The sequence below is a fragment of the Asaia sp. Ae19-3 genome, from assembly GCF_059801175.1.
Map to the genome: position 1 here is coordinate 99,757 of NZ_JBCHWF010000002.1, position 22,638 is coordinate 122,394.

Here is a 22,638-nt window from a genome sequence, read left to right on the forward strand (position 1 = left end):
CCTTGATCATGACAGGGAACAATGTGAGTGCGAACGTCCGGTGCGTTGTCGCACTCACATCGTTATGAAGGATAGTGATCCCAGGAGGATCACCCCATGCACGTCCCGAAAATACTGAGCGTGTTCGCGCTGCTCACGCCTATGTCCGCTCTGGCACAGCAATGCCCGGCGCCCCCGTCGCTTGCGCATCTTCCCTCAGTGGAAGGCTCGTTGCCACCAATCCTCTCGGCCGAAGCGATCGCGTCCAGCCCCGCCTTGCAGAGACTTGCAAGCCACGGGGCGCAACTACGCGATCTTGGCATTTCACACGGCATGCAAGGGGTGTTTGCCCAAAGCGGCAAGCAGTTTCGCGTCTTCTATCTCGCTCCCGACGGTAGAGCAGAAATAGGCGGAGTGATGTGGGACGAGACGGGCCGCAACGTGACCCGCAATCAGGTAGAAAAAATTCCCGGCGTCATTCCTACCGTCACATGGACGCCGCCTCGAAATTCGAATCAGGCGAGTGCCGTGGGCGCCGCCGAGCCGGCGCCTGTCGATCCTGTCGCTCGCCTTGAAGCGACCGATTATGGCCTAGTCGGACGGGACGGCGCGCCACGGGTCTATATGGTCATCGACCCGCTATGTCCGTTTTCGCAACAGGCCATGAAGACGTTGCAAGGTGCCGTCGATGCGGGCCGCGTCCAACTCGCTTTAGTGCCGATTGCGATTAACGATCACGAGAATGGAAATCAAAGCACCCCGGCTGCCAATGCTCTCATTACAGCTGGCCGCGCAGGAATGGACACAGCGTGGCGTAAGATCATGGAGGACGGCAAGCTGCCGGAAAACGCGGAGACGGACCCTACGGCCCCTGCCCAGCTGGCATTGAACATGTCAGCAGCTCACGCCATTTCAATTGGCGGAACACCCACATTCGTCTGGCGCAGTCATGACGGACGAGCCCACGCTCAAGCTGGTCTGTCCGACGATCTCGAAGCCTTCCTCAAGGCGATCGCCTCGTGAAGCCTGGTCTGTGGGGCTTCGCCCGCGCCACTGTCGTATTTATGGTGCTGCGTCCCATGACAGCGCCCTTTCTGGGCCCACTGAACACGCTTCGCAGAGCGCGCAGCCTATTGAAGGAGATGTCAGGGATAGCGCCCCAATCTGCCCCTGAGCAGGAAAGGACCTTGGATGTCCTGAGGGAGGAAACGCGTCCCCTGCGGCGCAGCACGCGCCGCCAGGCGCTGGTTTTCATGCTGCTGAGTATGGGTGCTTGGAGCTGGTGGCTAGGACATATCGTGCTGGGCCGGTGGTCGTTGATCGGCCTGCCAAGTTTGGAGACGATTTTGCTGTGTGGCGCGATGGGACTGCAATGTCTTGTCCAGAGCTACACCAATTGGAGGGCGCGGGGGTATGAGGGCGGGTTCGGCGTTTTTCTGACCAGCGGGCCGAATCTTTGGCCGAGATAGGCGACCGCTTGGGCCTTGTAGAGCGAGTCATCGATCCGCGTTTCCCACCCTGCGCAAGTGCTGCGGAACTTGTCCAAGACACCCGGATTAAGTCGAAAAGACACCAGAAGTTCTCGTTCTTTGCTGCTCGGACGTCCAATAGGCAATGCCGTCTTTCACCGGCAATGCCAGATTGAGGAAATACGGGTCGAACGGTACCGTCTCTTAGCGTCGCTTCGTCCTTAGACTGGCTGAGCGCATCAGCCCCCTCCTCCCCTCCTTTTCGAGAACAGAACCTTCCACTGTTCCGGCGTGACATCCTCTCTCTTCACGGGCCTTACGACCGAGGTAGCACGCGCGATCATACTGCGCCCTCGCGCAAAATAACGGCTTTCCGAGCGTTTAATAAAGACCTCGTCTGCCCCTGGAAAACGGAACAGGGCATCGATAGCGAGATCGGCGAAAACCGTCCGGGGCGCGCAAATACGCGCACGGGAGCGGCTGAACCGCTCCCCGGCCATAAAAATACAGGCGGGGAATTAGGGGATTGAACGATCCACGCGTGCAAGGGGCTTGCACACAGCTCGAGTCCATGTTTGGAAAGCGATCAGCGTCGTCATGAGTTCGTGTCTCTGTCGGCGTTAGCTTCGCTCGTGGTGTTAGCGCACCCGGGCGGAGCGCCCCCCTACAATGGCGGGCAACACGACTCTAGTACAGAACCGGCTGTCGTCCAAGCTTTTTACGGGAAAAGCGCAGAGCGAGGTGGCGATCGACTTTAGAACGTGCCGGCTTGGGACGCCCTGTGCTCGATCGACCAAGGCGCATGCTCGTAATCGGGCCGCTCGGCCTGATCAACAGGGTCGTTCGGCTTGATGATGGTAGCAGATCTGGTCGCGATTGCCGGCTTCCAAATCACCGGCGTCGAGCCATAGGCTGCATAGGGGTCGCTATACCGGTTTGAAACATAAGGTGCCTCAGGGCCGCGGAGCGTGCCAGGATCGGCAACGTTAGGGTGCGTGCATGCGCTGAGGCCAAGGCAGATAAAGCTGGCGATGACGGCCTTATGCATCAATCGGCTGCCTCTATGCTGCTCTCACAACGTGCTCTGAGACGCCGAAGCTCGCTCTCAGCAGAAAGCGCCCGCGCCTCCTGCTCCTCGGCATATTCAACCCACTGGCTATTGTTGCGCTCCATTTTCCTCGCTTCGTTTTCCCAGTGTTCCGCCTTCTTCTCTGCGACAGCTGTCTGCGCTCGCGCTTGCTCGTAGCTGGCGAAGAGTTGGTTATAGGTCTCGACCGGCACGGTGACACCGCTCCCTTGGGCCTGCACAGTCCTGGCAAGACGCTGGATACCGCGGTTGATATCGCCGAGATGTCCATATTCCAGCATAGTCATAGACATGGTCTTATTCCCCTATCGGTCCGCTACCGTTCAAGAGAGCCTTTGTCGTGGAATCTAGCTCTTGCGGCTTATGACTGTCGATCTGTTTCTCGCCTTTTTCGCCGCCCAGACCATGGGCCATATCGCGAGCCAGCTCTCCACTTTTTTCAGCTATGCCACGCTGCCCCTCGATCGAGGTCTTCCCTGTGATCTCGTCACTATTCAAACGTCCGATAGAGGTCATGTTTGCAAGGGCAACGACGTGATGCGGGATGATATTGATCATGCGAAAACAGACCCCGGCCCATGCAATTTCGGCCGAAACGAAAAGGGAGGTCAGCACGATCACGCCAATCAGGTTCGTCACCAGATATCCAGCATCGAACACGAAGGCCGCTGCGATCGTAAATGTCTTGAGCAACAGCCAGGAAACGATCTGAAAAAGCGGATAGCTGACCATGAAGCCCGCGATCATCAGCAGCGGGCGAAACAGGATCGAAAAAAGGATTTCATAGCCGCGGATGCCGCGCCCGTGAATGCCGTCTCCGGCAAAAGTGAGATGCGCAAGCGCCCAGAACGGCACGCCGATAACGGCCTCGATGACGATCAGATACCAGCCCGCCACACCCGCGATCCAGTAGAAATAGGGCATCATCGGCAGGATGAAGGCGAGGCCAATCCCGGGCACGATCAGCCCGGCTGCGGCGGCAAAAAGCGGCCCAAGCAATGATTTTACGACGCCAGCAAAGGGTGTCGTTGCAAGGGCAGCGGCGGCTGCAGCAAGATTTCCTGTCAGCGTCTCTCCCGCTGCTACTGCAACGCTAGCCTGGGGGTTAGCTGCGAGCGCGCTAGCGCCGATAATGCCAAGTCCCGTATGCATCAGAAGATGTCCAAGGCCGATCAGGCCGGCAGTTGGATCATTCGCCCCACTGCCGCTACTGGGAGCGGCCGCATAGTTCAGAGCACCTGCCAGCAATCGTCTATTCACACCGACGGCCTTGATGACCCTGGTCAGGAGAGAATAGGGATCGGCCTGGATATTCGTCTGTATGGCAGTATCAGGATAGAGCGACGGGACGTTGTCCGGGGCTGCCTTATCATCAGCGAGCCAGGCTCGGCTGTTCTCGATCGCCTCATAGCGATGAATGGCCTCGATCATACCGCCGAGATCCTGATGCAGCGCCGTCCCCACGCCCTCCCAGCTCGGTTTCTCGACGTCTGGAGAGAGAGCAGCAAGCGAGAGCACGTCGCCATTGAGTTTGGCGATCTGCAGATAATACGCGCCGAGCCCCACCCATCCCAGACCGGACATCGCTGTAATCCCCGAGCCCGTGCCGGATTTATCGCTTCTGTCGTAGGTCTGACGCATCTGCGCGATCTCGGCCGTCGCCGCCTTGGTGATGCTGTCACGATAGGTCGCTGTATTGGAAGTCAGGACCGTATCCATGGCGCGTAACGCGCTCATCTGTCGTGTGGTCCAGAGATTGGCTGCGATCTGCTCCATAGGAGCGCGGACATTTTGAACCAGCTTTTGCAAGGAATCCTGGCGGGCCGCGGCATAATGAGACCAGTCGATTGCGCCTACCGGATTGAGTAATGAGGTAGATCCCTGGGCGTAGGTGATCGGCATTTCAAGGCTCAGACTGCCGCACGCATTGGACCCTGCCCCATCGCCCTCGGCTAGCGCCCAGGTGACACTGACTTGCGCGCCATTGCTGACAAACTTGGGCGCGGGAACAAGCTGGGTGGTACCTTGAGTGACCGTATTGGACGCCTGATTGATGAGCGCCCTGCAGAGTTCGCTTTCCATCACGGAAAGTACGATTGCCTGGGTTCCGGGCATAATCGGGGTCGCCAGAGGCAAGGCCTCCGGGCCTATCTTGTTGTCAACGATTGCAGCACCGTGAACGGCGATTCCGAGCGACAAGCGTGCCCACCGTAGCACCAAATCCTGTCCTAGGGAGTAGCCGTTATCGACAGGCAACAGCAGCATAAGCGCCCAGGGTACTCTGACCGGTGCCCAGGCGCTGAAATGCGCTGAGCGCAGCTTCCCGCTCTCGGCGGTACGATGCACCTGCATGATGGAGGCATAAAATAGATAGAGAGCGGCCAGGGACGTAATAAGTGCTGACAGATACCCGAGCAGAGATCCGATAACGGTTCCTGTCGTCCCGGAGCTTGGAAAAAGTCCGTCCAGCACGGTGGCAGACCAGTCCGATCCGGGATCAAGGGAGCCCCAGTTGATCTCTTCCGTCGTGCTCTGTCCAAAAGCGAGATCGGGACATGACACCATGCCGACAATGAGGAAGATGGAAAGGAAAAAGCTAGGCCGGAGAGATGCACGGGTCATGACGCGCTTTCACGATGGACGCTCGGGACGCGACAGAGCGTCGCGACCATAGGAAAGGAAAAGGCTTCAGCGGCTTTGCGAAGGGCCAGTGTCGCGGTCATGACCCGGTTCCTTTCCCCGCAGATGATCCAAAAAACGGCGGATATTCTCGACGACTTTAGTGACGAACGCGCCTGCACGCTCGAGCATGTTGGCGCCAGGTTCGGTTGATGGAAGCTTCTCCAGCCTGTCGGCGAGAGGAGCCAGTGTCTCATTGGCCTTCCTTACCACGGAGGCTTCTTCCATCCCCGATTGACCGGCTTCCATATTAAGATTGCGTACACGGTTATTCAGCGTGTGAAGCGAAGACTGCAAAGACGCATGCTGTTCGGCGAGTTCGGGGTTTTCGGCAAGTGCCTTGTCAAACTGGCCACGCAGGCGGGCATAAGGCCCTTTCTCGTGCATGCCTGCGATGATTTCCTGATGGGATTTACCGTCACGCTGCACGATCTTTTCGAGGTCTCCAATGAAGGACGCGCCTTTCGTGCGAAAGGCGGAGATATTGTCGTCGACTGTCTGGACGGCTTCCTCGACCTTGGTAGCGAGTTCCTTCATCCGCCTCTGATCGCGGGCGTCGCCCATGTTTTCGGTCCAGCCCGAAAAGGACGCTCCCAGATCCTTTCCCGCTTCAACCAAACGCTCGATGACGCCAGGCCCATCACGCTCGGGCTTAGGAGCCTGTGGAGGGAAGAGGCTCATTGCGGGGGCGGGAGCCGAGGTAAGAGCCGGGCTGGTGGCGCGCGGCTGCTTCTCTCCTGCCTCGGAGGGCGTTGCTTTAACTGCGGTTTCCGATGGTTGATCGATTTTTTCTCTGGTCGGCTTTACACTTTGAGCTGCCCGTGCCCTCTCCTGATCTTCCTGGCGCATACGTGCATCAGCTTCGCGTGAGAGCGCCTCGTGTTCTTCCTGCTCGGTCTGTGGCGGAGGTGTCTGCCGCTTTTCGCGTTGCGTCTTTCCTTCCTGAGCTGGAGCGGCGGCCTGTTGCTTGCTTGGTGGCGCGGCCTGCTCCCGGGGAGGCGGGCTTGCTTCCTGTCGTGGCTGTTCAGGCTGGACTGGGCCTGACGGTGCCTGACGAGGAGCGGCTTGCGCCGGTGCAGAATTGGGCGCAGGAGCCGCTTTGGCCTGGTCGACGCGCCATTCCAGCACGGCAATTCCCTTGACGATAGCGTGCGCCAATTGTTCTTCTGGCGGCAATTCGGCAACACGCAACGCTTCCTTGCGGAGTTCGTCCAGAAGGCCACGGTCGCGCAGGCCGTCCGAGTTGCGCAAAAGCGCCTTGACGTCATCGTTTTCCAGACCGGGCGGGCACATCGAGAGAGTGCGCATTTCGACGGCAACCTGCGGCGGGAGCCAGGGCTGTTGATTGGTGCCGCTTAGGTTTTTCCAGTCCTGGAGCAACCAGGCGACACCCACGCGAAAGCGCGGATCGTTTTCCAGCGTTGGATCCTGAGCGAGGCGTTCCCGCAGATCGGTCAGACGAGCGTCGAGACCACGATCGTTAGGAGAAACGGCCTGTTGCTGGGCGTCGAGATGGTCGAGCAGGGAGGCAACCATGGATTGTGTCTCGGACATGGCGGTGTCTTTCAGTTACTGGGGCTGGGAACGGTCATGGGGGTGAATTTGCGCAGACGATCCCGCTCCATAGAGGATAGCTGCGTCGCCTCCATGAGGGCACGCTGCTGGTCGAGTATGAGCTGCTCGAGCATGATCTTGTTGCGCTGTGCATCGAGAAGGGCGATCTGGATGAGCACCGACTTACTATTGGGCATCGCCTGCAGATCGCCCTGCCAGTCCGTACCGCCAAGCTTGCGGTTGATATCGAGTTCCAGCGCTTCGAGTTGGGATCCCTTATCCGTATCGATGCGTCCTTCGCGCGTGGCTTCGGTGCGTTGCGCGGTGGTGAGGGTCACGGTCGGCGCACGCCAGCCCTGTATATCGTCCGCCACATAATGGGAAAGGGCGAGAGCCGCGGCATAGGCACGGCGTTCTGGCAACAAGCTTTGGCCTTGGGGTGAGCGGATGGCATCGCCTCGAAGAGCGGGCGGCGCAACAGGCTCAATCAAGCCTTGAGCATAATCATTGGCAAGGTTGATCGCGTCCTGATTGGCATAGACGTCAGGCCTAAGGAGAGAGCCTGCATGCTGGTCTGCATTGATCAACGCTTCCGGTGCGGCGGCGCACAGACCCGCTTCGGCCTCGGCATCGTTGCAGTATTTAGCAAAGTGATGGTTATTCGCGGCTTGGGTTGCCTGACCCGCTCCGGTCCAAGAGGGCGTTCCCTTGCGGGCATCCGTGCGCCTGTTCTTGCCGCCATCAAGGGCGGCGGCCACCTGAACGCCCGAACGCGCAGCCACGACTGCCGCAGCCCCGTTCTGGAGATTAAGGCAGTCCTGCCGATTGACGGCATGCAAGTCGCGGACCTCGGCATTGCGCTCGTCGCGTAATGTCTGGGCCTGGACGATGTTGTTAGCGTCTGCGATCTTCTGATTGGCGGTCACACCGGCGATCGACAGCTTGCTCAGTTGGCCGAACCCGTTGCCTAGACCCGTGTTGATCAAACCCAGTGAGCCGTTGATAACCTTCTGAGCAGTGCCGATCACGGTATTCATGGCCGATTGCAAAGTGGAAATTGCGGTGATGATCGCTGCCGTGTCGATGCCGAACATGGCGTAGGCTGGCCGCGGCGCAAATAAGGTGCCGATCTGGAAAGCAATGACCAGCGCGGCGAGATTGCGTAGACTGAAGACCTTCACAAAATGCATGGCTCAGTTCCCCTGCATATGGGAATAGCCCGTCGAAGGCCCGGCAAGATCGAGCTCGTAGCCGGTTGGGAGCTGGGTCGATCCTTGAGCGTCCCATGAGCTCGATCCATTGGTATTGGTCCCGGCGGTAATGAGCGCATCGCCTCCTCCGCCAAAATTGAGGGAGGGGCAGAAATTACCGCTGCCGAGCGAGCCGAGACCGAAATTTGTATTGAGCCCGGTGACGGTCAGGCCGCATTGCGCGGAGCCCTTGAGATTGTCCCAGGCAGAAGTTAGCTGGGAGCATACTTTGCCCATGGCCGCCTGGGCGAGATCACCAATGTTGAGCCCGTTGGTAAGAACATTCAGCCCCAATCCACCGAAGATGTCGCCCAGACAGGTGAATTTCGAGATCGACTGAGGCTGCCTGATCGTCGCGTCGTCGGCCTTGATCTGATTGGCCATGCCAGTTGCTGCAGCACTTATCAACGCCTGACACCCCGCATCGCTGCTGTCGGCAGCAAGCGCGGCCGGCGGCACGGCCCAAAGCGTTAATACGGTCAAAGCACCGCCAAGGCACGAGGAGACTTTGCTGAAAACGATGTTCCTCATTGATCCCGTGCCTTGGGCCGGGCGCTTTGGGGTGCCGCCGCATCGGCGGTCCGAGGACGCTGCGCAACGATCAGAGGGCCGAGCACATTTCGAGCACGCTCGGGTGTCAGCCAGTCGGTGTGTACGTGCGAGGCTTGCATCTCCTCGGGCGAGGTAGTCAGCAAATCGGATGCAGGCAAGGATGGGACCTCCGGAAGTGTCCCAATCAGAATACGAGGCCGCGATGTGAGTGCCGCACATCTCATAAATTCGGGGCGACGATTCGTAGCTTACTGAAATTACCAATATGTCATTTCTGGGGCATCCCTGCCCCCAATCAAGCCATGCAAAAAAATTATTCCAGCATGCGCCAAGCGCATGGCTCGTTAATAGTGCGTTGTTTCACGGTGAAAAACAGCGTCATTTTCCGAAATATTCCGTTAAAAAAATGTTGCTCAACTCCTTTGTCGTAAAAATAACGCTTGCGTCACGACTCAGCTTCCCGTTTTTAACCGTTGATTCGACGCGGTTTTTTGGCGGGAGGTAAGCGGGTGACACCAGAGAATGTTGTAGCCAGTACGTTAACGATGGTTACAAATCATATCAGCACCCCCCGCTCGCTTATAGCATATCAACCGTGGTTGATCGGTACGCTGTCGGAATGGAAGGCTTCTCCGTTCTATAAGCCAGCCAAGCCACAGCGCAGGCTCTGGACTCTTCGCGACGAAGAAGTCGTTACCCGTCTTTATCCGACGCCAATGCCCTCTCGCGACATCGCGAAACAACTCGATCGCTCGATAGGCTCGCTTCGTGCCAAGGCTCGTCAGCTCGGGGTACGCCGCCCTTCGCGCGTCAATGCGTCTGCCGTCGCCAGACCGAGCCCCGCATCGTCTCCTGATCTATTCGTCAATTATGTTTCTCCGATTGAGCGGATAAAATCGCTCTTTCAAACACGTGGCAGCCGTCTTTCCTGGTCCAATGACGGGATCGATATGCTGGCAGATCTCTGGAAGCGCGGTTTCACTGCTTCGCTTATCGCCGATCTGATCGGCACGACACCGGGCGCGATCCAAGAGCGTGCTGGCCGCGCAGGGCTCCCCGCCCGCTATGGCCTAACGTTGATCGAAACCAACGAAAAACACGACCCACTGGATTACCCAATCCACCCTGTGATCGACGCGCAAATCATACCGAGAATTGACAAGCGTACCGGCAAGCGTTGGTTCGTCCAACCCAAGGATAAAAGGCGATTTCATCACTCCAGAGAGACGCGCATGCGTAATGCCCGTATCGCCGACAACGAAGTCGACATGGGCTCAGAGTACTCTGATGCCAGTGGCGTCAATTGAAATGCGCGGCTCGCATAGAGCGATAGAGCGTCTGCTCGTCGATCCCGCTTTCCTTCAGAAACTCTCGCGGTGGGCTATCCTTGCGGCACTTTTGCTCGGTGCCGTTGTCGTGCTGCAAAGTATCGTGATTATCATCCTTGCAACGCATGCACCACGCATCAAATATATCTATCACGATGGTTTCAATAAACCTCGCGAATTGCTTGTCACCGACCAGCCTTATTTCACCAATTCTCAGGTCATGAACTGGACCGTTGATAAGGTAACGACGCTTTATACACTGGATTTCGTCCATATCGAAAAGCAGCTCGACGCCGCTAGCGGCGCCTTTGCACCTCCTGCCTGGAATGCTTGGGGGCAGTCATTTCAGGGGTCAGGAAACATCCAATATATCAAGGACAGACGCGTCTTCGTCACAGCCACACCACGCGGAGCGGCTTCCGTCCGCTCCGTTGGCGTAAAGAACGGCGTCTACTTCTGGAAAATCGATTTTCCGATGGATCTGCGTTTTGAAAACGAAAGCGGTTCGAAGAATAATCTCCTGTCCGTACACGTAACGATCTCAAAGACAAACGATCCCCTCCATCCGGATGGGTTGGAGATCACCGAACTTAGCGCCCCGCTGGCCGATCGCGACGGCTGATATGCGTTTTCATCCTTACCTGCTTGGCGCGGCCCTCGTATGTTCCGGTATGACAACGAGTGCCTTTGCGCAGCAGGATCAGCAGCAAAAACCACTCGATCCGATATACGCCGATCTCCCTCCGCCTCCTGGGGCGGTTCAGAACGCCTATCATCAATATGATGAAGGTGAGCGTCTCAAGGACGGCGCGGAAGACCCTTACCGTATGGCCGTGCCCCAGTCGCGCTCTGTTACCGTATCGATGCAACCGGGCGGGCAGACCAATATCGTGCGCCTCGCTCAGGGCTATCCGTCGTCGTTGACATTTCTCGACAGTACCGGTCAGCCCTGGCCGATTGCGTGGAACCTCATGACGAACAAGACAGCCGATTGCGACCGTCAGGGCGGCGGCGAAAACGCCGCCGTTCGCGCTGTTGGGATCAATGCCTGTGTCCCTGTCGCGGGATCGAATGTCGTCCAACTCACCCCACTTTCCCGGTACCCTCGTGGCGGGGTCCTGATTAGCCTCGAAAAAGCCAGACAGCCGCTTTACTTCGTCATTATTGCGGGACCCGGAGTCTATGATGGCCAGATGACGGTACGCGTCAAAGAACGCGGGCCCAAAGCGCAGGATCTGCCGGTTTTGGAGGCAGATGCCCCCGAAACAGGTGTGCCGTGGCTTACTGCGCTGCTGGATGGTGTTCCTCCTGAGCAGGCTACGCCGCTGACCGTAACCGGTGTCAGCCCGGACGACCTACGCGCCTGGCGATATCGCGGGCAGGTTTTGTTGCGAACACGATATGTACTCGATTCACCCGCGCCGACTGCGCATGAGACCGAATACGGTGTGACGGCTTACGTCCTGCGCGACACGTCTCGCCTTGTGATGACGGTGAATGGCCAGCTCACCGGTATTTCTCTCGGAGAAGAAGGTCCATGAGCGAAAGCAATTCTTCCGAGCAGGATGCTCTCCGCAATCCGGCCCGCGTTCCGTCAAATTTCGGGCAGAGCGTGCGTGGCGCACGCAGACTGCTCCCTTGGGTAGCGGCGCTCTTTATCATGGTCATTGTCGGCATCTTCTGGCTGTCCGGCGGTCGCTATGACGATAAACCCCGGTCTGCCGCGTTTACCCCCCCTCAGTTACCTGTACCTGCAGGTGGCGAAAACAATTCTGCGGTCATGGACAAGACCACACGCGATGCGGATCGGGCTGCGGCTGAGAAAGCAAAGCGGGAACACAGTTCCTACGCCAGCCCCATACAGGGGAACTCGCCAACGGGGTCGGGAGGCAGCGAACTGGGCGACACGCCGATGGACAAGGCCAGAGGCGCCGCAGCGGAGGAAAAGCCGCGTACGGATGATGCGCCTCCCGCGACGTCATCAGCCAAGCCAGGCACACCGCCGGACAAAGCATCAACACCGGGTGCTGGTGCTGCAGCTGCGCCAAAAGCGGAGGCGCCCGCACCTGGTTTCACGGTTGACGACAATGCGACGCCCTCTCGTCCACCACGGCCTGATTCTTTGTCCGATGCGCAAAAGGCCGAACTTTTTGCGCTATGGGGTGGCCATCCCGCACGTCTGGATGTCGTGCTAAAGGGAAACGCCGACGGTGCCGGCAATACGGGCGCCAGCACATCGACGTCCGGATTTGCATCCCCATCAAGTGCAGCAGATGGAACAGGGAGCGTATCACAGACTGCGAGCTCGGCCACGTCAAGCGTGTCTGTCACGCAGCGAAAGATGCTGCTGCGCGGCGGTCGGGGCATTTTTGGCCATGCGGTGCTGACCGTGAACAGCGACCTTGGAAGCGATGTCTTACTCGAGGCCGATAGCGGTCCCTTCGCCGGGGCAAGGATGACCGGGACGTTCACGATGCAAAGCGATCTTCTGGTTATCAAGATCACGAAGCTCATGATCGACGACAGTCCGCCCATAGCCGTCAACGCTTTTGTCGTCGCCCCCGACAGCGGCGAGAGCGGCGTTGCAACGCAAATCAATGAGCATCTTGTGACGCGTGTTGCTCTTCCCGCGGCAGCTGCCTTCGTGCAGGGGCTGGGTACGGCACTGCAGAACAACAACACGCAATCCTATACAGCCGGGCTCGGGCTGACGTCCTTCACGCATTACACCCTGCCCCAGCAGCTAGGCATGGCAGCTGGGGCTGTAGGACAGAACCTCGGTCAGTTCCTTCAAAAACAGACACCCCAAAAAGCCACGGCAAAGCTCACGCAAGGGGCTGCGGTCGGTATTGTCTTTCTCGAGCCTGTTTACGCGCCGTAACGACGACAAGCCGAGCCGCACTCACATCGCGGTCCGGTACCATGCGGGTATCGAAGGAAAGGAACAGCCTCATGGCCGCAGTTCAGTCAAACGAGAAGGGCACGCACAAGGTCACGCAATTGCGCACGCCACCGCGTGCAGGCGCCGAGACCGAAGACGTGCCTGGCGACGACACAATCATCGAGACAGATGCAACGCCTACGGTCAGCAAGGCACGTCTTGCCAGTCCAGAGCCCCGGCGCTCGCGCTTACGCGGACGTGCCCTTTCGGTTTCCGTCGTTCTCTTGGCTGGTGTGGCTTTGGGTGGCGCGGCACTTTACGGGATCAGGACGGTGACGCAGCATGGCGTGACAGTGCCTTTCGTTAATGATCGAGCACCCGCCCTCCCGTCGCCTACGACAACGCCTCGTCGCGCACCCGCGCAATTCGCTTTCGATAGCGCCCCCATGCCGCAGCCGGGGCCGCAGGCGACAGCTATGCAAGGCGTTACGGCGTCGGCCGCGCAACCGGCCGCACCGATTGGCGCAGAGCCCACGTCGCTACCCGCGTCTGCGACAGTGGCTGGTGGTCAGGCGGCGCTGATCCTCGAACTCGCGCGCCAGATCGGTGCGGTTAAAACGCAGAACGAAAAGATGGCGGCAGATCTTGCAGACGCTAAGAAGGAGCTCGCCACCCTGGTTACGGATAATGCCGCCGGGTTCGGTACGGTCAACGGCGCGCTCGGCGAAATCCGTCATCGCGTCGACAGGATCGATGACAGCCTACGCGCGCGCGCCGAGCCCGCGACGACAGAGCCTTCTGAAAAGCCCGCTCAGGCCGCCGGCGCTAAAAATACAGCACCTGCCGCCGCCAGTCAGCCACACCCGCCCTCTCCTGCAGCGTCCGCAACCGCGGCCGCGGCAAAAACCAGGCCAGCCGTGCCTCTCCCCGCCCGAAAGGCCTATCGCGTGACCTCGGGTTCCCCCTCCGTCGCCCTGATTGTCGGCAATGATGGCCAGACGCGCATGGTTCATCCAGTCGGCATGGCAGAGCTGCCCGGAGACTCCTCGCTGCCCGGCTGGGGTGCCATCACGGAGTTGCGCCAGGTCGGCGAGAACTGGGAAGTCGTCACTGAACACGGCGTGATCCGCTAAACGTGGTCGGCGTTCTTTCCTTCGCCTCGTCGCTGGGCAATGCAATTGGCTGGCTACTCCCGACCCTGTGCTACATCGTCGGCGGCTCGATGATGATTTCCGCGCTCTGGGGGTTTTACGCGCGCTCGACGCTGCAGAACGGGCTCGTCACGAAGGGATTTGCCCCCGAAATACTGTTCCTAAGCTCGGGCATTTTCCTGTGCTTTCCAAAATTCCTGAACACGCTGAACGCGACCTTGGGCTTCACCGCCACCGCATCGCTCGTTCAGGGACAGGATGGCAGCGTAGCTCCTTACAGCTTTGACGCAGCTAGATTTACCCAGTCGGTATCCCAAGGCCCAACTGCGCTGATCAAGACGATGATCGACGTCTTCGACCCGTATTTCATCAGCTATGGCGCGCTGATCGCTTTCCTCATGGTCAAACGCGAGACTGATCGGGCCCGTGGCCGGAACGATTCGACCTCCGGCGTCAATATGACGGGGCTGGCTTGTTCGTTGATCATGATGAACGTCGAAAAAATCAGCCAGTTCGGCACCTGGGCCACCCACAACCATTAATTTTCTTCAACTAAAAGGGCTTTTTCCGATGACCAAAATCTCAAAGGCACGCCTTCTGCGCCGGGTGCTGCATCCCTCCAGCCTCTTTCTGGGTGTTATCGCTGCGGCCATGCTCCTTATTGGCGCACCTCACGCACAGGCTCAAGCGATCGACGAAATCGTCCGTACGGGCACAGGGCACATCAACGATTCTGCAGCGATGATTTTCAACACCATCTGCTGGGTAGGTGGCGGAGCATTGTTCATCATTTCAGGTTTCGGTTGGTACAGGCACTCTACGGGACCGAACGCTGGTATGAGCTGGGGCAGAATTGGCACAGGCGTGGCCGTTGGCAGTTTCCTCGTCATGATGCCGTTCATGGTGCGCACGGCGACCTTCACATGGTTCGGTACTGGCGCCAGTGTCGACGGCAGCCAGCAGATGATGCGTTTCGACAAGTAAAGCTACCTCATCATGCTCGATCTCGTCCGCTACGCGCGCGCTGATAAAGAACTGAATGCACAAAAGCTCGTGGGGCCAAAGTCGACAATCTGCGCCTGTTGCCAGCATATGCCCGCAACGGCGACGGTGGGTGACACAACGCTCTGTCCAACCTGCCTACCTGCCTTTGCCCTGGATGCGAGCGGGATCGATCACGTGGCCTCCCTGATCTGGCTTCCCCAGCTCGAGCAGGGCGTCCTTTCCCGCCTTGTCCTGACCCTGCACGTCACCTGCGCGCGACAAAGCGTCACGGTTCGCACCGCCGCCACAGGTGAGGCTGGCATTGCGGCGATGAACTTCGAGCTTCTCAAGAGACGTGAAACTGAGCTCGTCAACAGAATCGGCACAGCGAAGATTTCAGAGTTTCGCGAGGCTTGCAAAGAGCTGAAAACCGACCCTGTGCAGCGTGCGCATTTCGTGAACGGGATACGCGTCCTGCATCATGGATGCTGGTTCGGAGACGCGCCGCAGCTCTATGATAACTACCTCCGCGCCCTCATAGGAGGTGTGCCGTCTTGAGCGATCACCCAACCATCCCAGCACCCGCGCCCAGACTGTTCAGTCGCGGCTTCCTGCCGCTTGTAGTGCTACAGGGGCTTGGTGCGGCCATCTGGAGCCGGTTCCGTCTCCCCCTTACAGCGTTTTGCGATCTGGCAACCTGCAGCGAAGCAGGTCTGATTACCTATGGTGGGGATTACGCCTCCATCATCCGTATCGACGGCATGCGCAAACTTGCCACTCGCGCAGAAATCGAGGACCGCGCTCGCGACATTTGCACCCGCCTCGGATCGTCTTTCGAGCAGCCTGGCCATGCTGCGCAATTCGTCTACGTCAGTGATCCCCATGGGGCGGGAGACACAGTCGCGCGTTGGATTGAGGATCGCAAACGTCTAGCCAGAGGATTGAACGCCAATTTCGATGACATCTTCGCAGAGCGTCTCAAGATCCTGCCCCAGTATATGCGTCAGGAACGGATCTGGCTCGTTCTGTGGACCCGACCGGGCCGTCTTTCCCGCGGAGAGCGCCGCGCGCATACAACGGACAAACAAAAAGCCGCCGAGGCTCTGCCGCCCTTTGGGGATGCCCAGAACCCGCTTCTGCATGACCCGGCTCTTGCCGCCATTCATCATGCATTCGTCCGTAATGTCGCTCAGCTTTTCGCTGATCGTGACGTGCAGACCGAGGTTCTTGAATCAAAAGCCGCGCTGAGGATCATCAGGCAGGAACTCTATCCCGAAACGATCGGCAGCGACTGGGATCCAATAACACCGGCAGATCCTCCACCCGATACGCTGCCTGACGAGGAGCGTCCCCGTAATGCAGAAGCCTCACTATGGCCCTCCTTGCGTGAGCAGATCTTCTGTGGCGACGCCGAAACGGATGGCTTTTCTGCAGCTCGTCTTGATACGCGGCTCTGGCTGCCACTGGACGTTAGGAGTATCGGCCAAGTACGCCCGCCGATCGTCGAACTTATCGCCAATCGTGGCGCACGGTCCCAGCCTTGGCGCTTTTCGGCCCTGATCGAGGGGGCTCCTCCGACATTGATGCTCTGGAAAAAGACCTTGGCCGGCATGCTGCGCTTTGGTGCAAACAAAACGGTCTTTAATGCCTTCGAACAGATCGACGCGATGCGCGAGCGCCGTACCGATGCGATCGTCAAGACACGCATGAGCTTTGCGACATCGGCCCCTGATGGAGAGATTGAGCTTTTGCGCCGGCGCGCATCAAGCCTAGGTCAGGCCATTGGAACCTGGGGCGGCATGTCTGCGACAACCTTATGCGGCGACCCACTCGCCGGTACACTCTCGAGTGTGCCGGGCCTTGCAATCGCGTCTACGGCGCCCCCAACCGCGGCACCTCTCAGCCAGATCATGACCATGATGCCGTGGGCGCGCGCTGGCATGCCTAGTAGTGAAGGCGCTGCCCTGTTCAGAACGGGCGACGGAACAATCGTGCCTTACGATCCTTCGGGTCGCGACCGCAAGGCTCAGCTCGATCTGTTCATCGGCCGCTCGCGCACCGGCAAGTCGGCCCTCATGAACCTGTTGCTTCTTGCGACCATTACCAGCGAAGCGATCATGACCTCGGACGGTTACCGCTTACCCCTGATCGGCAAGCTCGATATCGGTGATTCCTGCAGCGGCTTTGTCGACATGGTCCGATCGGCTTTGCCCGCCAATCAGGCACATCTCGCTGTCTATATATCCCTGCGCTTCATCGACGAACACGCAATCAATATCTTCGATACCGAGCCCTGCTGCCGTCGACCGCTCGACTATCACCGCATGTTTCTGACAAATTTCCTCAATCTGGTTTGCGCCAAACCGGATGGCAGTGCGTATGACGGCATGAGTCAGCTGCTGCATGACGCAATCGATGCAGCCTATGCTCTTAGAGGGGATATCGGCCCCAGTACCAAGCCCCGCAGCTACCAGCCACGGGAAGAGCCGGTTGTCGCGCGCAAGATCGCGGCACTCGAGATCGAGCTTCCGGCCAATCCGACCTGGTGGGACGTCGCCGACGCACTGGGGCGTGCCGGTGATCTCCATGGGGCCGGTCTCGCCACCCGTCGCGCTGTCCCGACGATGACCGATCTGATCGACGTTCTGTCCCGCTCAGGATCGATCAACGAGGATTTCAAAATGGTCACGCCCGGAGCCGGGAGCGAGACCATTATTGAGACCTGCCGCCGCTATCTCACGAGTTTTACCAAGCAATATCCGACCCTGTGCCAGCCGACACGCATCGATCTCGGCGCAGCAAGGATTGTCGCACTCGATATCGATGCGATTGCCCCCGAAGGCAGCACACCCGAAGCGCGGCGCCAGAACGAACTGATGTATCTGCTTGGCTTCAATATCGTCTCGCGTCAGCTTTTCCTGGTTCCGGAACATGCGGATCAGGTGCCCGAGCATGTAAGAGAAGCCTTGCGCAAAAAATTCAGGGAAATTTCGGAATCGTTCAAGCGTCTTGAATGTGACGAATTTCAACGCACACAGGGCGCGCCCTACGTCCGGGCGCAGTTCGAGGATGCCGCCCGGCGCGGGGCAAAACGGAATTTCACAATCGGCCTCGCAAGCCAGCGTCTGCTCGATTTCGGCGATTATCTCTGCAATCACTCCACTGGGCGCTTCATCGTCAGCACGGACGGCCCCGAGGAAGCAGCTTTGTGCAGAGAGAAATTCGCGCTTACCGATCAGGGGAATGCGCTTCTTCAAACTCTCACAGGTCCACGTGATGACGGCAGCGGCGCACCCTTCCTTCTGCAGATCAAAATACGCGACCAGATTTATGAGATGTATCTCGTCAATCTGATGGGACCGGTCGAACTCTGGGCACTGTCAACGACGAAAATCGATTCAAGTCTGCGTCGGCGTGTTTATGATGCCCTGGGCTCGACAGTTGCACGACAGCGTCTGGCGCTCGTTTTCCCTCACGGTTCTGCCGAAAAAGAGGTCGGGCGACGCCAGGCAGCCCGAATGAAAAGCGGATTATCAGAGGAAATGGTTCGTGCGGGCGTTATCGACGAGATTGCGCTTGAGATCATCAATGGTGTCGGTCTCGGGGCCGTTATTCGAGACGACACGCACTCACATCGCGATGAGGCACACTATGTCTCATGAACCACGCGTCTCAACGTCGACATAGACTCTGCGCCACCCTGGTTGCGCCTGTCCTCATATCTCTCGCAGGATGTGAAGCAGAGCGAAGCGCGCCTGTCGCGCTCGAAGTGCCAGGACTACCGAGCCCTGAACGCGCCTTGCAAGAGGCTCTGGACCGCACGCATGGCTTCATGGCGAGCCTGAACGAGCGGATTGCAACGCCGGCGCGACAGGATCTCCCACTCTCAACGACAAACATCTATCACGGAGGCCCTCTGGTGCTGCATCCCGCCGGCCCCGATAATAGGGCTGCGCCAGGCGGCGCTTCGCACGGCGAAGCAACACCGCGTTTTCTGCGCTCCGGGGCAAGCTGGTTCGGCTATGCCGACGGCCCCCCCCGTATTCATTGCCGCCCCGGACAGATTTGCGTCGTCACCCTGCAGGCCGGCGAGCGCATCGAGGATAACAGCCTCGAAACCGATCGCGCCGCCGGATGGAGCGTCACGATCGTTAAAGGCACACGGGGCGTCCATGCGAGCTGGGCCGTAGCCCTCACGCCGCATATCGAGGCGACCCCCGCAGTGCTTCATATCGCAACCACGAAGCGTCATTACACCCTCGTGCTCGACCCGACGGGCGACACGATGCAGGCAGTTCGCTTCCTCTACGAGCGAGACGACCCGGACACGCAGCCAGAGCCTCCGGCCGATGCCACGAGGAGCAACGCCCTGCCTTCCCTCTCCCGCGACAGCGCGCCTGCAGGTGCGCCAGATTTCGACTTCGTAATCTCAGGGGCTAATCCAGTCTGGAGGCCATTGCGCATCTACCGGCAAGGCCCGCGTACCTTCATCCAGTTTCCGCCCGGCGCGATCGTAGCGCGTCCGCGCCTCGTCGTTCTCGCGCCAGGCGGCGGCAAGACCGGCGATTATCGTACGGTCGGAGATTCCTACGTCATCGACCAACGCATTGAGGATGCCCTGCTCATCGGCGCCGAGCCCGATGCGCCCAGCGTCCGCTTAACCCACAGGAGGGCGCCATGATGCGTCGCGTAGCAGGCGCAACCGCCATGCTGGTCTCTCTTGTCGCCTGCACAACAGGCGATGAAGCGCGAACTTCTCATATCGACATTTCCAGTTTCCGCGACATTTCGGCGCTTACCGTTTTTATCGCAGATATCCTCGCCGAGAGTCTTGATGCGCCGAAATCCACGCTCCGCCTCGCCCCCTTCATGGGGCAAGACCCAGCCCATGCAGAAATCCTCCTGACTGACACATTGAGGGAGCGCGGCTTCGGCATTGCTCCTAATGGGATGGCTTACCCAGGCGCGCATGCGGTGCGGTACAGCGTTACGCCGGTAGGACAGAACATCATGCTGGCGCTCGATGTCGATGATGCTTCAGCGACCTGCCTCTATAACCACGCGGCCGATGGTGCGACGCAACGCGTCGGTCAATGCACTGTCCGCAACGGGCTCCACCTAACGCTACGCATTCCGCCGCAAACCCTCCCCGGCCCAGTGGTCAAACCTGAGCCAGTTACGGCGTCCCCTCTCCTATCTACCGCCACACCTCCGCGCCCCGAAGTGGTTAGGGGAGCGCCGATGGTTCTCTCTCCTCTTGCATCAGCCAATCCGGTGCGCAGCGCTGCCGCTTCTTTCACGGTGCAACAGCCGATTTCGGTTCCTCCGGCGTGGCAATCCACCTGGTCTCTGGTGGAGGGACAGCCCATTCGCGAACAGATGTTGGCTTGGGGTGATAGAGCCGGGTGGACCGTGATCTGGCCCAAAAATATGAACTGGGTGGTACCCGTGACCACAACGTTCTCCGGACCCTACGAGCACATTGGTCCCGCGGGAAATGAGGATGGTGTTTTTTCGGAAGTCGTTCGTGCGCTGGCCTTGCAGGGGAAATCTTTGAGCCTGAAATTCTGGACGACAAACCACACGGCTGTCGTTAGCAACATGGGAACCAGCCAGTGATATCCTTCTCTGTCTCACATCGTCTCGCTGCCGGTGTCGCACTGGTTGCCATCCTGGCCGGATGCCAGGACTTTGAAGCCGCGAAGGGCCGGGAGGATGAGACGCAAAAGGTCATCAACTCCGAGCACCTCCCCCAGACAGCCCTGATCAGCACTGTTAATGCTCCCTATTTGCTTGGAGACCCGGTGAAGGATCAGGTCGAGATACCAGCGATACTCAGGCCGCATGCTGGAATGGCTGTGGCTCTTCCAATCTCACTGCGTGAAGCCGCCATTCTTGCCTCCAGGAAAACCCACATTCCTGTAGTCGTCTCTCCTGATGCCGAGGACGATGACTATGGCAGTGCTGCGATCAGCAGCATGCCCTCAGCAAGTCCTGGCAGTTTCAACGGACAGGCATTGCCTGCGCCTCCCTCTCTCTCAGGAGGACAGCCCCTACCCACACAGTCTACCCACACTCGTGGGAGTGCCTTGAACGCGTGGCGGGGTGCTGGTCCTTGGATTCAATACGAGGGTGATCGTAACGGTCTCTTCCAGGCGATCGCAACGCGGTATGGCGTCTGGGCCGAGTACCGTGACGACCATGAGGAGTTTTTTCGAAATAGGACAAAGACCTTTATCGTGCCTGCGTTCAGCGGCGCATCGACGATCAATGATTCCATTTCGGCGTTCACTGGCGGCAGCTCTTCGGGCGGATCAGGTGGAATGGGCGGCTCGGTCGGGGGCTCGGGCGGCGGAATGTCTGGCGGTAGCTCTGGGGGAAGCTCAGGCAGCTCCGGCGCGTCGACAGGTGTATCCTCCGTGTCCTACAAATCGACAGCTGACCGGTGGAAGGGACTGCAACAAACCGCTCAGATGATGGCCGGTGGCGGGCGTGTTTTCGCTGACGAAGGGCTTGGAACGATCTCGGTTTCGGGCACCCCCGAAGAGGTCGCTCGTGTCGAGGACTGGATGCACGATCTGAGTGAGACAATGCTCAAACAGGTCGCGATCGATATCCACGTCTACACGCTGAAGATAACGCATGAAACCGGTTACGGCTGGAGTCCAAAAGTAGCATTCGAAAGTGCCGCCAAGACTTACGGAATGACAATGGTGCCAGTCGCGGCACCCGTTATCCAGTCGACGACGACGCCTTTTAACTTCGGGGCAACAATACTCAATTCAGCGAAGGGCACGGCTGGACAATTTGCAGGCTCAGGCGGTGCTATCCAAGCGTTGTCTGAGATCGGCAACGTGACTGAGCTGTATGAGCGCCCTGTAGTCACGACCAACAACATCACTGCGCCTTTCCAGAATGGGGTGAATGACACCTATGCTGCCCAGACGTCGAGTGTTTTGGCTACCAATGCCGGATCATCGTCCAGCATAACGCCTGGCATTGTCATGAGTGGATTCGCTGGTCACGTAACGCCAAAAATCATTGGCGACCGAATTATGCTGCATATCGATGCTGTTCTGCAAACGCTGCTCAACATATCGACCTTCGGTCAGAATGGGTCACAAATTCAGGAACCGAAAACCTCGAGTACATCCCTCGAAAATCAGGTCGTTCTCAAATCCGGAAGCACCCTGATGCTGACAGGCTATATCGATGACGCTTCTTCTCGTAACAGGACAGGTGCTGGTAGCGCCATGAACTGGCTCTTCGGGGGAGGCGGGGACGCTCAGATCAACAAGACTCAGATCATCGTAACCGTGGAGGCTCATACCCTATGACGCGTGATCTTGCTTTGCACGTTGCCACTAAGACTGTCTGTCTGTCGCTCATATTTACGCTCACCTCCATGGGAGGTGTGGCGCAAGCGGCTATCCCTCAATGCGCAAGTCACCTCCAGGAGCCGGGAGCCGACGGGATACTGACGCCACAGCAATTGGCGATGAATGCGGCATGCATCCAAGCGCTGGCAGATTTTCAAAAGGTGGCAGAGGCCAAGGCTAAAATCGAAGACGTCGAACACAGAAAGGACAAGACGGGTGATACACCCGCTGCGCGAGTTCCTCCGGTGATACCAGGGTACCCTGGTATTTCTCTTCCGCCAGAACTGCTGTCTCCGACGCCGCACCCAGCCGAAATGCAACCAGGGGAGGCAAAGCCCTCTAAAA

The 22,638-nt window shown here is 58.8% G+C and carries 21 protein-coding genes; 14 read left to right on the top strand and 7 right to left on the bottom strand.

Annotated elements, in window-relative coordinates:
- The first annotated feature begins 96 nt into the window (after positions 1-96).
- On the top strand, positions 97-1,002 hold the full coding sequence (locus AAID99_RS14790; RefSeq protein ID WP_498494457.1) for a thioredoxin domain-containing protein: 906 nt from the start codon (positions 97-99) through the stop codon (positions 1,000-1,002).
- Positions 1,003-1,366: 364 nt separating this feature from the next.
- On the opposite strand, the gene AAID99_RS14795 is transcribed toward AAID99_RS14790, so the two are convergent.
- The 7 genes from AAID99_RS14795 to AAID99_RS14825 form a co-directional block, all read right to left on the bottom strand.
- Positions 1,367-1,594, bottom strand: coding sequence for a BrnA antitoxin family protein (locus AAID99_RS14795; protein ID WP_498494458.1), 228 nt, complete (start codon positions 1,592-1,594; stop codon positions 1,367-1,369).
- Positions 1,595-2,202: 608 nt separating this feature from the next.
- The gene (locus tag AAID99_RS14800) at positions 2,203-2,496 is read right to left on the bottom strand and encodes a hypothetical protein (protein ID WP_267312093.1); all 294 of its coding nucleotides are present in this window, start codon (positions 2,494-2,496) and stop codon (positions 2,203-2,205) included.
- Entirely contained in the window at positions 2,496-2,828 is a 333-nt protein-coding gene (locus AAID99_RS14805) for a hypothetical protein (RefSeq protein WP_498494459.1), read from the bottom strand. Before AAID99_RS14805 ends, AAID99_RS14800 begins: the two co-directional genes overlap by 1 nt.
- Positions 2,829-2,832: 4 nt before the next feature.
- Positions 2,833-5,157, bottom strand: coding sequence for a DotA/TraY family protein (locus tag AAID99_RS14810; protein ID WP_498494461.1), 2,325 nt, complete (start codon positions 5,155-5,157; stop codon positions 2,833-2,835).
- Positions 5,158-5,223: 66 nt separating this feature from the next.
- Positions 5,224-6,768 (bottom strand): hypothetical protein, encoded by a 1,545-nt coding sequence (locus AAID99_RS14815; RefSeq protein ID WP_498494462.1) that lies wholly within the window; start codon positions 6,766-6,768, stop codon positions 5,224-5,226.
- 11 nt (positions 6,769-6,779) lie between these two features.
- On the bottom strand, positions 6,780-7,958 hold the full coding sequence (locus AAID99_RS14820; RefSeq protein ID WP_267312089.1) for a conjugal transfer protein TraW family protein: 1,179 nt from the start codon (positions 7,956-7,958) through the stop codon (positions 6,780-6,782).
- A 3-nt stretch (positions 7,959-7,961) separates the two neighbouring features.
- Positions 7,962-8,549, bottom strand: coding sequence for a hypothetical protein (locus AAID99_RS14825; RefSeq protein WP_332363851.1), 588 nt, complete (start codon positions 8,547-8,549; stop codon positions 7,962-7,964).
- Positions 8,550-9,079: 530 nt separating this feature from the next.
- Here AAID99_RS14825 and AAID99_RS14830 point away from each other — a divergent pair.
- The 13 genes from AAID99_RS14830 to AAID99_RS14890 all read left to right on the top strand — a co-directional run.
- Positions 9,080-9,877, top strand: a complete 798-nt coding sequence (locus tag AAID99_RS14830; protein ID WP_498494464.1) for a hypothetical protein — start codon at positions 9,080-9,082, stop codon at positions 9,875-9,877.
- 1 nt (position 9,878) lies between these two features.
- Positions 9,879-10,520, top strand: a complete 642-nt coding sequence (locus tag AAID99_RS14835) for a DotI/IcmL/TraM family protein (protein WP_332363852.1) — start codon at positions 9,879-9,881, stop codon at positions 10,518-10,520.
- 1 nt (position 10,521) lies between these two features.
- Positions 10,522-11,439: a DotH/IcmK family type IV secretion protein gene (locus AAID99_RS14840; RefSeq protein ID WP_498494465.1), complete on the top strand. Its 918-nt coding sequence runs from the start codon at positions 10,522-10,524 to the stop codon at positions 11,437-11,439.
- Entirely contained in the window at positions 11,436-12,779 is a 1,344-nt protein-coding gene (locus AAID99_RS14845; protein WP_498494466.1) for a DotG/IcmE/VirB10 family type IV secretion system protein, read from the top strand. The genes AAID99_RS14840 and AAID99_RS14845 overlap by 4 nt, the downstream gene beginning before the upstream one ends.
- Before the next feature lie 71 nt (positions 12,780-12,850).
- Positions 12,851-13,912 (top strand): hypothetical protein, encoded by a 1,062-nt coding sequence (locus AAID99_RS14850; RefSeq protein ID WP_498494467.1) that lies wholly within the window; start codon positions 12,851-12,853, stop codon positions 13,910-13,912.
- Between the two features lie 2 nt (positions 13,913-13,914).
- Entirely contained in the window at positions 13,915-14,472 is a 558-nt protein-coding gene (locus tag AAID99_RS14855; protein ID WP_498494468.1) for a hypothetical protein, read from the top strand.
- Between the two features lie 28 nt (positions 14,473-14,500).
- Complete coding sequence (locus tag AAID99_RS14860; protein WP_498494469.1) at positions 14,501-14,914, top strand: hypothetical protein; 414 nt, start codon at positions 14,501-14,503, stop codon at positions 14,912-14,914.
- Positions 14,915-14,926: 12 nt separating this feature from the next.
- Positions 14,927-15,472 carry a hypothetical protein gene (locus AAID99_RS14865; protein WP_498494471.1) on the top strand — a complete coding sequence of 182 codons (546 nt, stop codon included), beginning with the start codon at positions 14,927-14,929 and terminating at the stop codon, positions 15,470-15,472.
- Positions 15,469-18,576 carry a putative type IV secretion/conjugal transfer ATPase gene (locus AAID99_RS14870; protein ID WP_498494473.1) on the top strand — a complete coding sequence of 1,036 codons (3,108 nt, stop codon included), beginning with the start codon at positions 15,469-15,471 and terminating at the stop codon, positions 18,574-18,576. The genes AAID99_RS14865 and AAID99_RS14870 overlap by 4 nt, the downstream gene beginning before the upstream one ends.
- The gene (locus tag AAID99_RS14875) at positions 18,573-19,595 is read left to right on the top strand and encodes a TrbG/VirB9 family P-type conjugative transfer protein (protein WP_498494475.1); all 1,023 of its coding nucleotides are present in this window, start codon (positions 18,573-18,575) and stop codon (positions 19,593-19,595) included. The genes AAID99_RS14870 and AAID99_RS14875 overlap by 4 nt, the downstream gene beginning before the upstream one ends.
- Entirely contained in the window at positions 19,592-20,533 is a 942-nt protein-coding gene (locus AAID99_RS14880) for a toxin co-regulated pilus biosynthesis Q family protein (RefSeq protein ID WP_498494477.1), read from the top strand. Before AAID99_RS14875 ends, AAID99_RS14880 begins: the two co-directional genes overlap by 4 nt.
- Complete coding sequence (locus AAID99_RS14885; protein WP_498494478.1) at positions 20,530-22,251, top strand: secretin GspD/PilQ domain-containing protein; 1,722 nt, start codon at positions 20,530-20,532, stop codon at positions 22,249-22,251. The genes AAID99_RS14880 and AAID99_RS14885 overlap by 4 nt, the downstream gene beginning before the upstream one ends.
- Positions 22,248-22,638, top strand: a 391-nt coding sequence (locus AAID99_RS14890) for a hypothetical protein (RefSeq protein WP_498494480.1), incomplete at its 3' end; no start/stop codon positions are given. The genes AAID99_RS14885 and AAID99_RS14890, both read left to right, overlap by 4 nt.

Coding starts and splice junctions, on each gene's coding strand:
- AAID99_RS14790 (WP_498494457.1), top strand. CDS start 97: ATGCACGTCCCGAAAATACTGAGCGTGTTCGCGCTGCTCACGCCTATG.
- AAID99_RS14800 (WP_267312093.1), bottom strand. CDS start 2,496: ATGCATAAGGCCGTCATCGCCAGCTTTATCTGCCTTGGCCTCAGCGCA.
- AAID99_RS14805 (WP_498494459.1), bottom strand. CDS start 2,828: ATGTCTATGACTATGCTGGAATATGGACATCTCGGCGATATCAACCGC.
- AAID99_RS14810 (WP_498494461.1), bottom strand. CDS start 5,157: ATGACCCGTGCATCTCTCCGGCCTAGCTTTTTCCTTTCCATCTTCCTC.
- AAID99_RS14815 (WP_498494462.1), bottom strand. CDS start 6,768: ATGTCCGAGACACAATCCATGGTTGCCTCCCTGCTCGACCATCTCGAC.
- AAID99_RS14820 (WP_267312089.1), bottom strand. CDS start 7,958: ATGCATTTTGTGAAGGTCTTCAGTCTACGCAATCTCGCCGCGCTGGTC.
- AAID99_RS14825 (WP_332363851.1), bottom strand. CDS start 8,549: ATGAGGAACATCGTTTTCAGCAAAGTCTCCTCGTGCCTTGGCGGTGCT.
- AAID99_RS14835 (WP_332363852.1), top strand. CDS start 9,879: ATGCGCGGCTCGCATAGAGCGATAGAGCGTCTGCTCGTCGATCCCGCT.
- AAID99_RS14840 (WP_498494465.1), top strand. CDS start 10,522: ATGCGTTTTCATCCTTACCTGCTTGGCGCGGCCCTCGTATGTTCCGGT.
- AAID99_RS14845 (WP_498494466.1), top strand. CDS start 11,436: ATGAGCGAAAGCAATTCTTCCGAGCAGGATGCTCTCCGCAATCCGGCC.
- AAID99_RS14850 (WP_498494467.1), top strand. CDS start 12,851: ATGGCCGCAGTTCAGTCAAACGAGAAGGGCACGCACAAGGTCACGCAA.
- AAID99_RS14860 (WP_498494469.1), top strand. CDS start 14,501: ATGACCAAAATCTCAAAGGCACGCCTTCTGCGCCGGGTGCTGCATCCC.
- AAID99_RS14865 (WP_498494471.1), top strand. CDS start 14,927: ATGCTCGATCTCGTCCGCTACGCGCGCGCTGATAAAGAACTGAATGCA.
- AAID99_RS14875 (WP_498494475.1), top strand. CDS start 18,573: ATGAACCACGCGTCTCAACGTCGACATAGACTCTGCGCCACCCTGGTT.
- AAID99_RS14880 (WP_498494477.1), top strand. CDS start 19,592: ATGATGCGTCGCGTAGCAGGCGCAACCGCCATGCTGGTCTCTCTTGTC.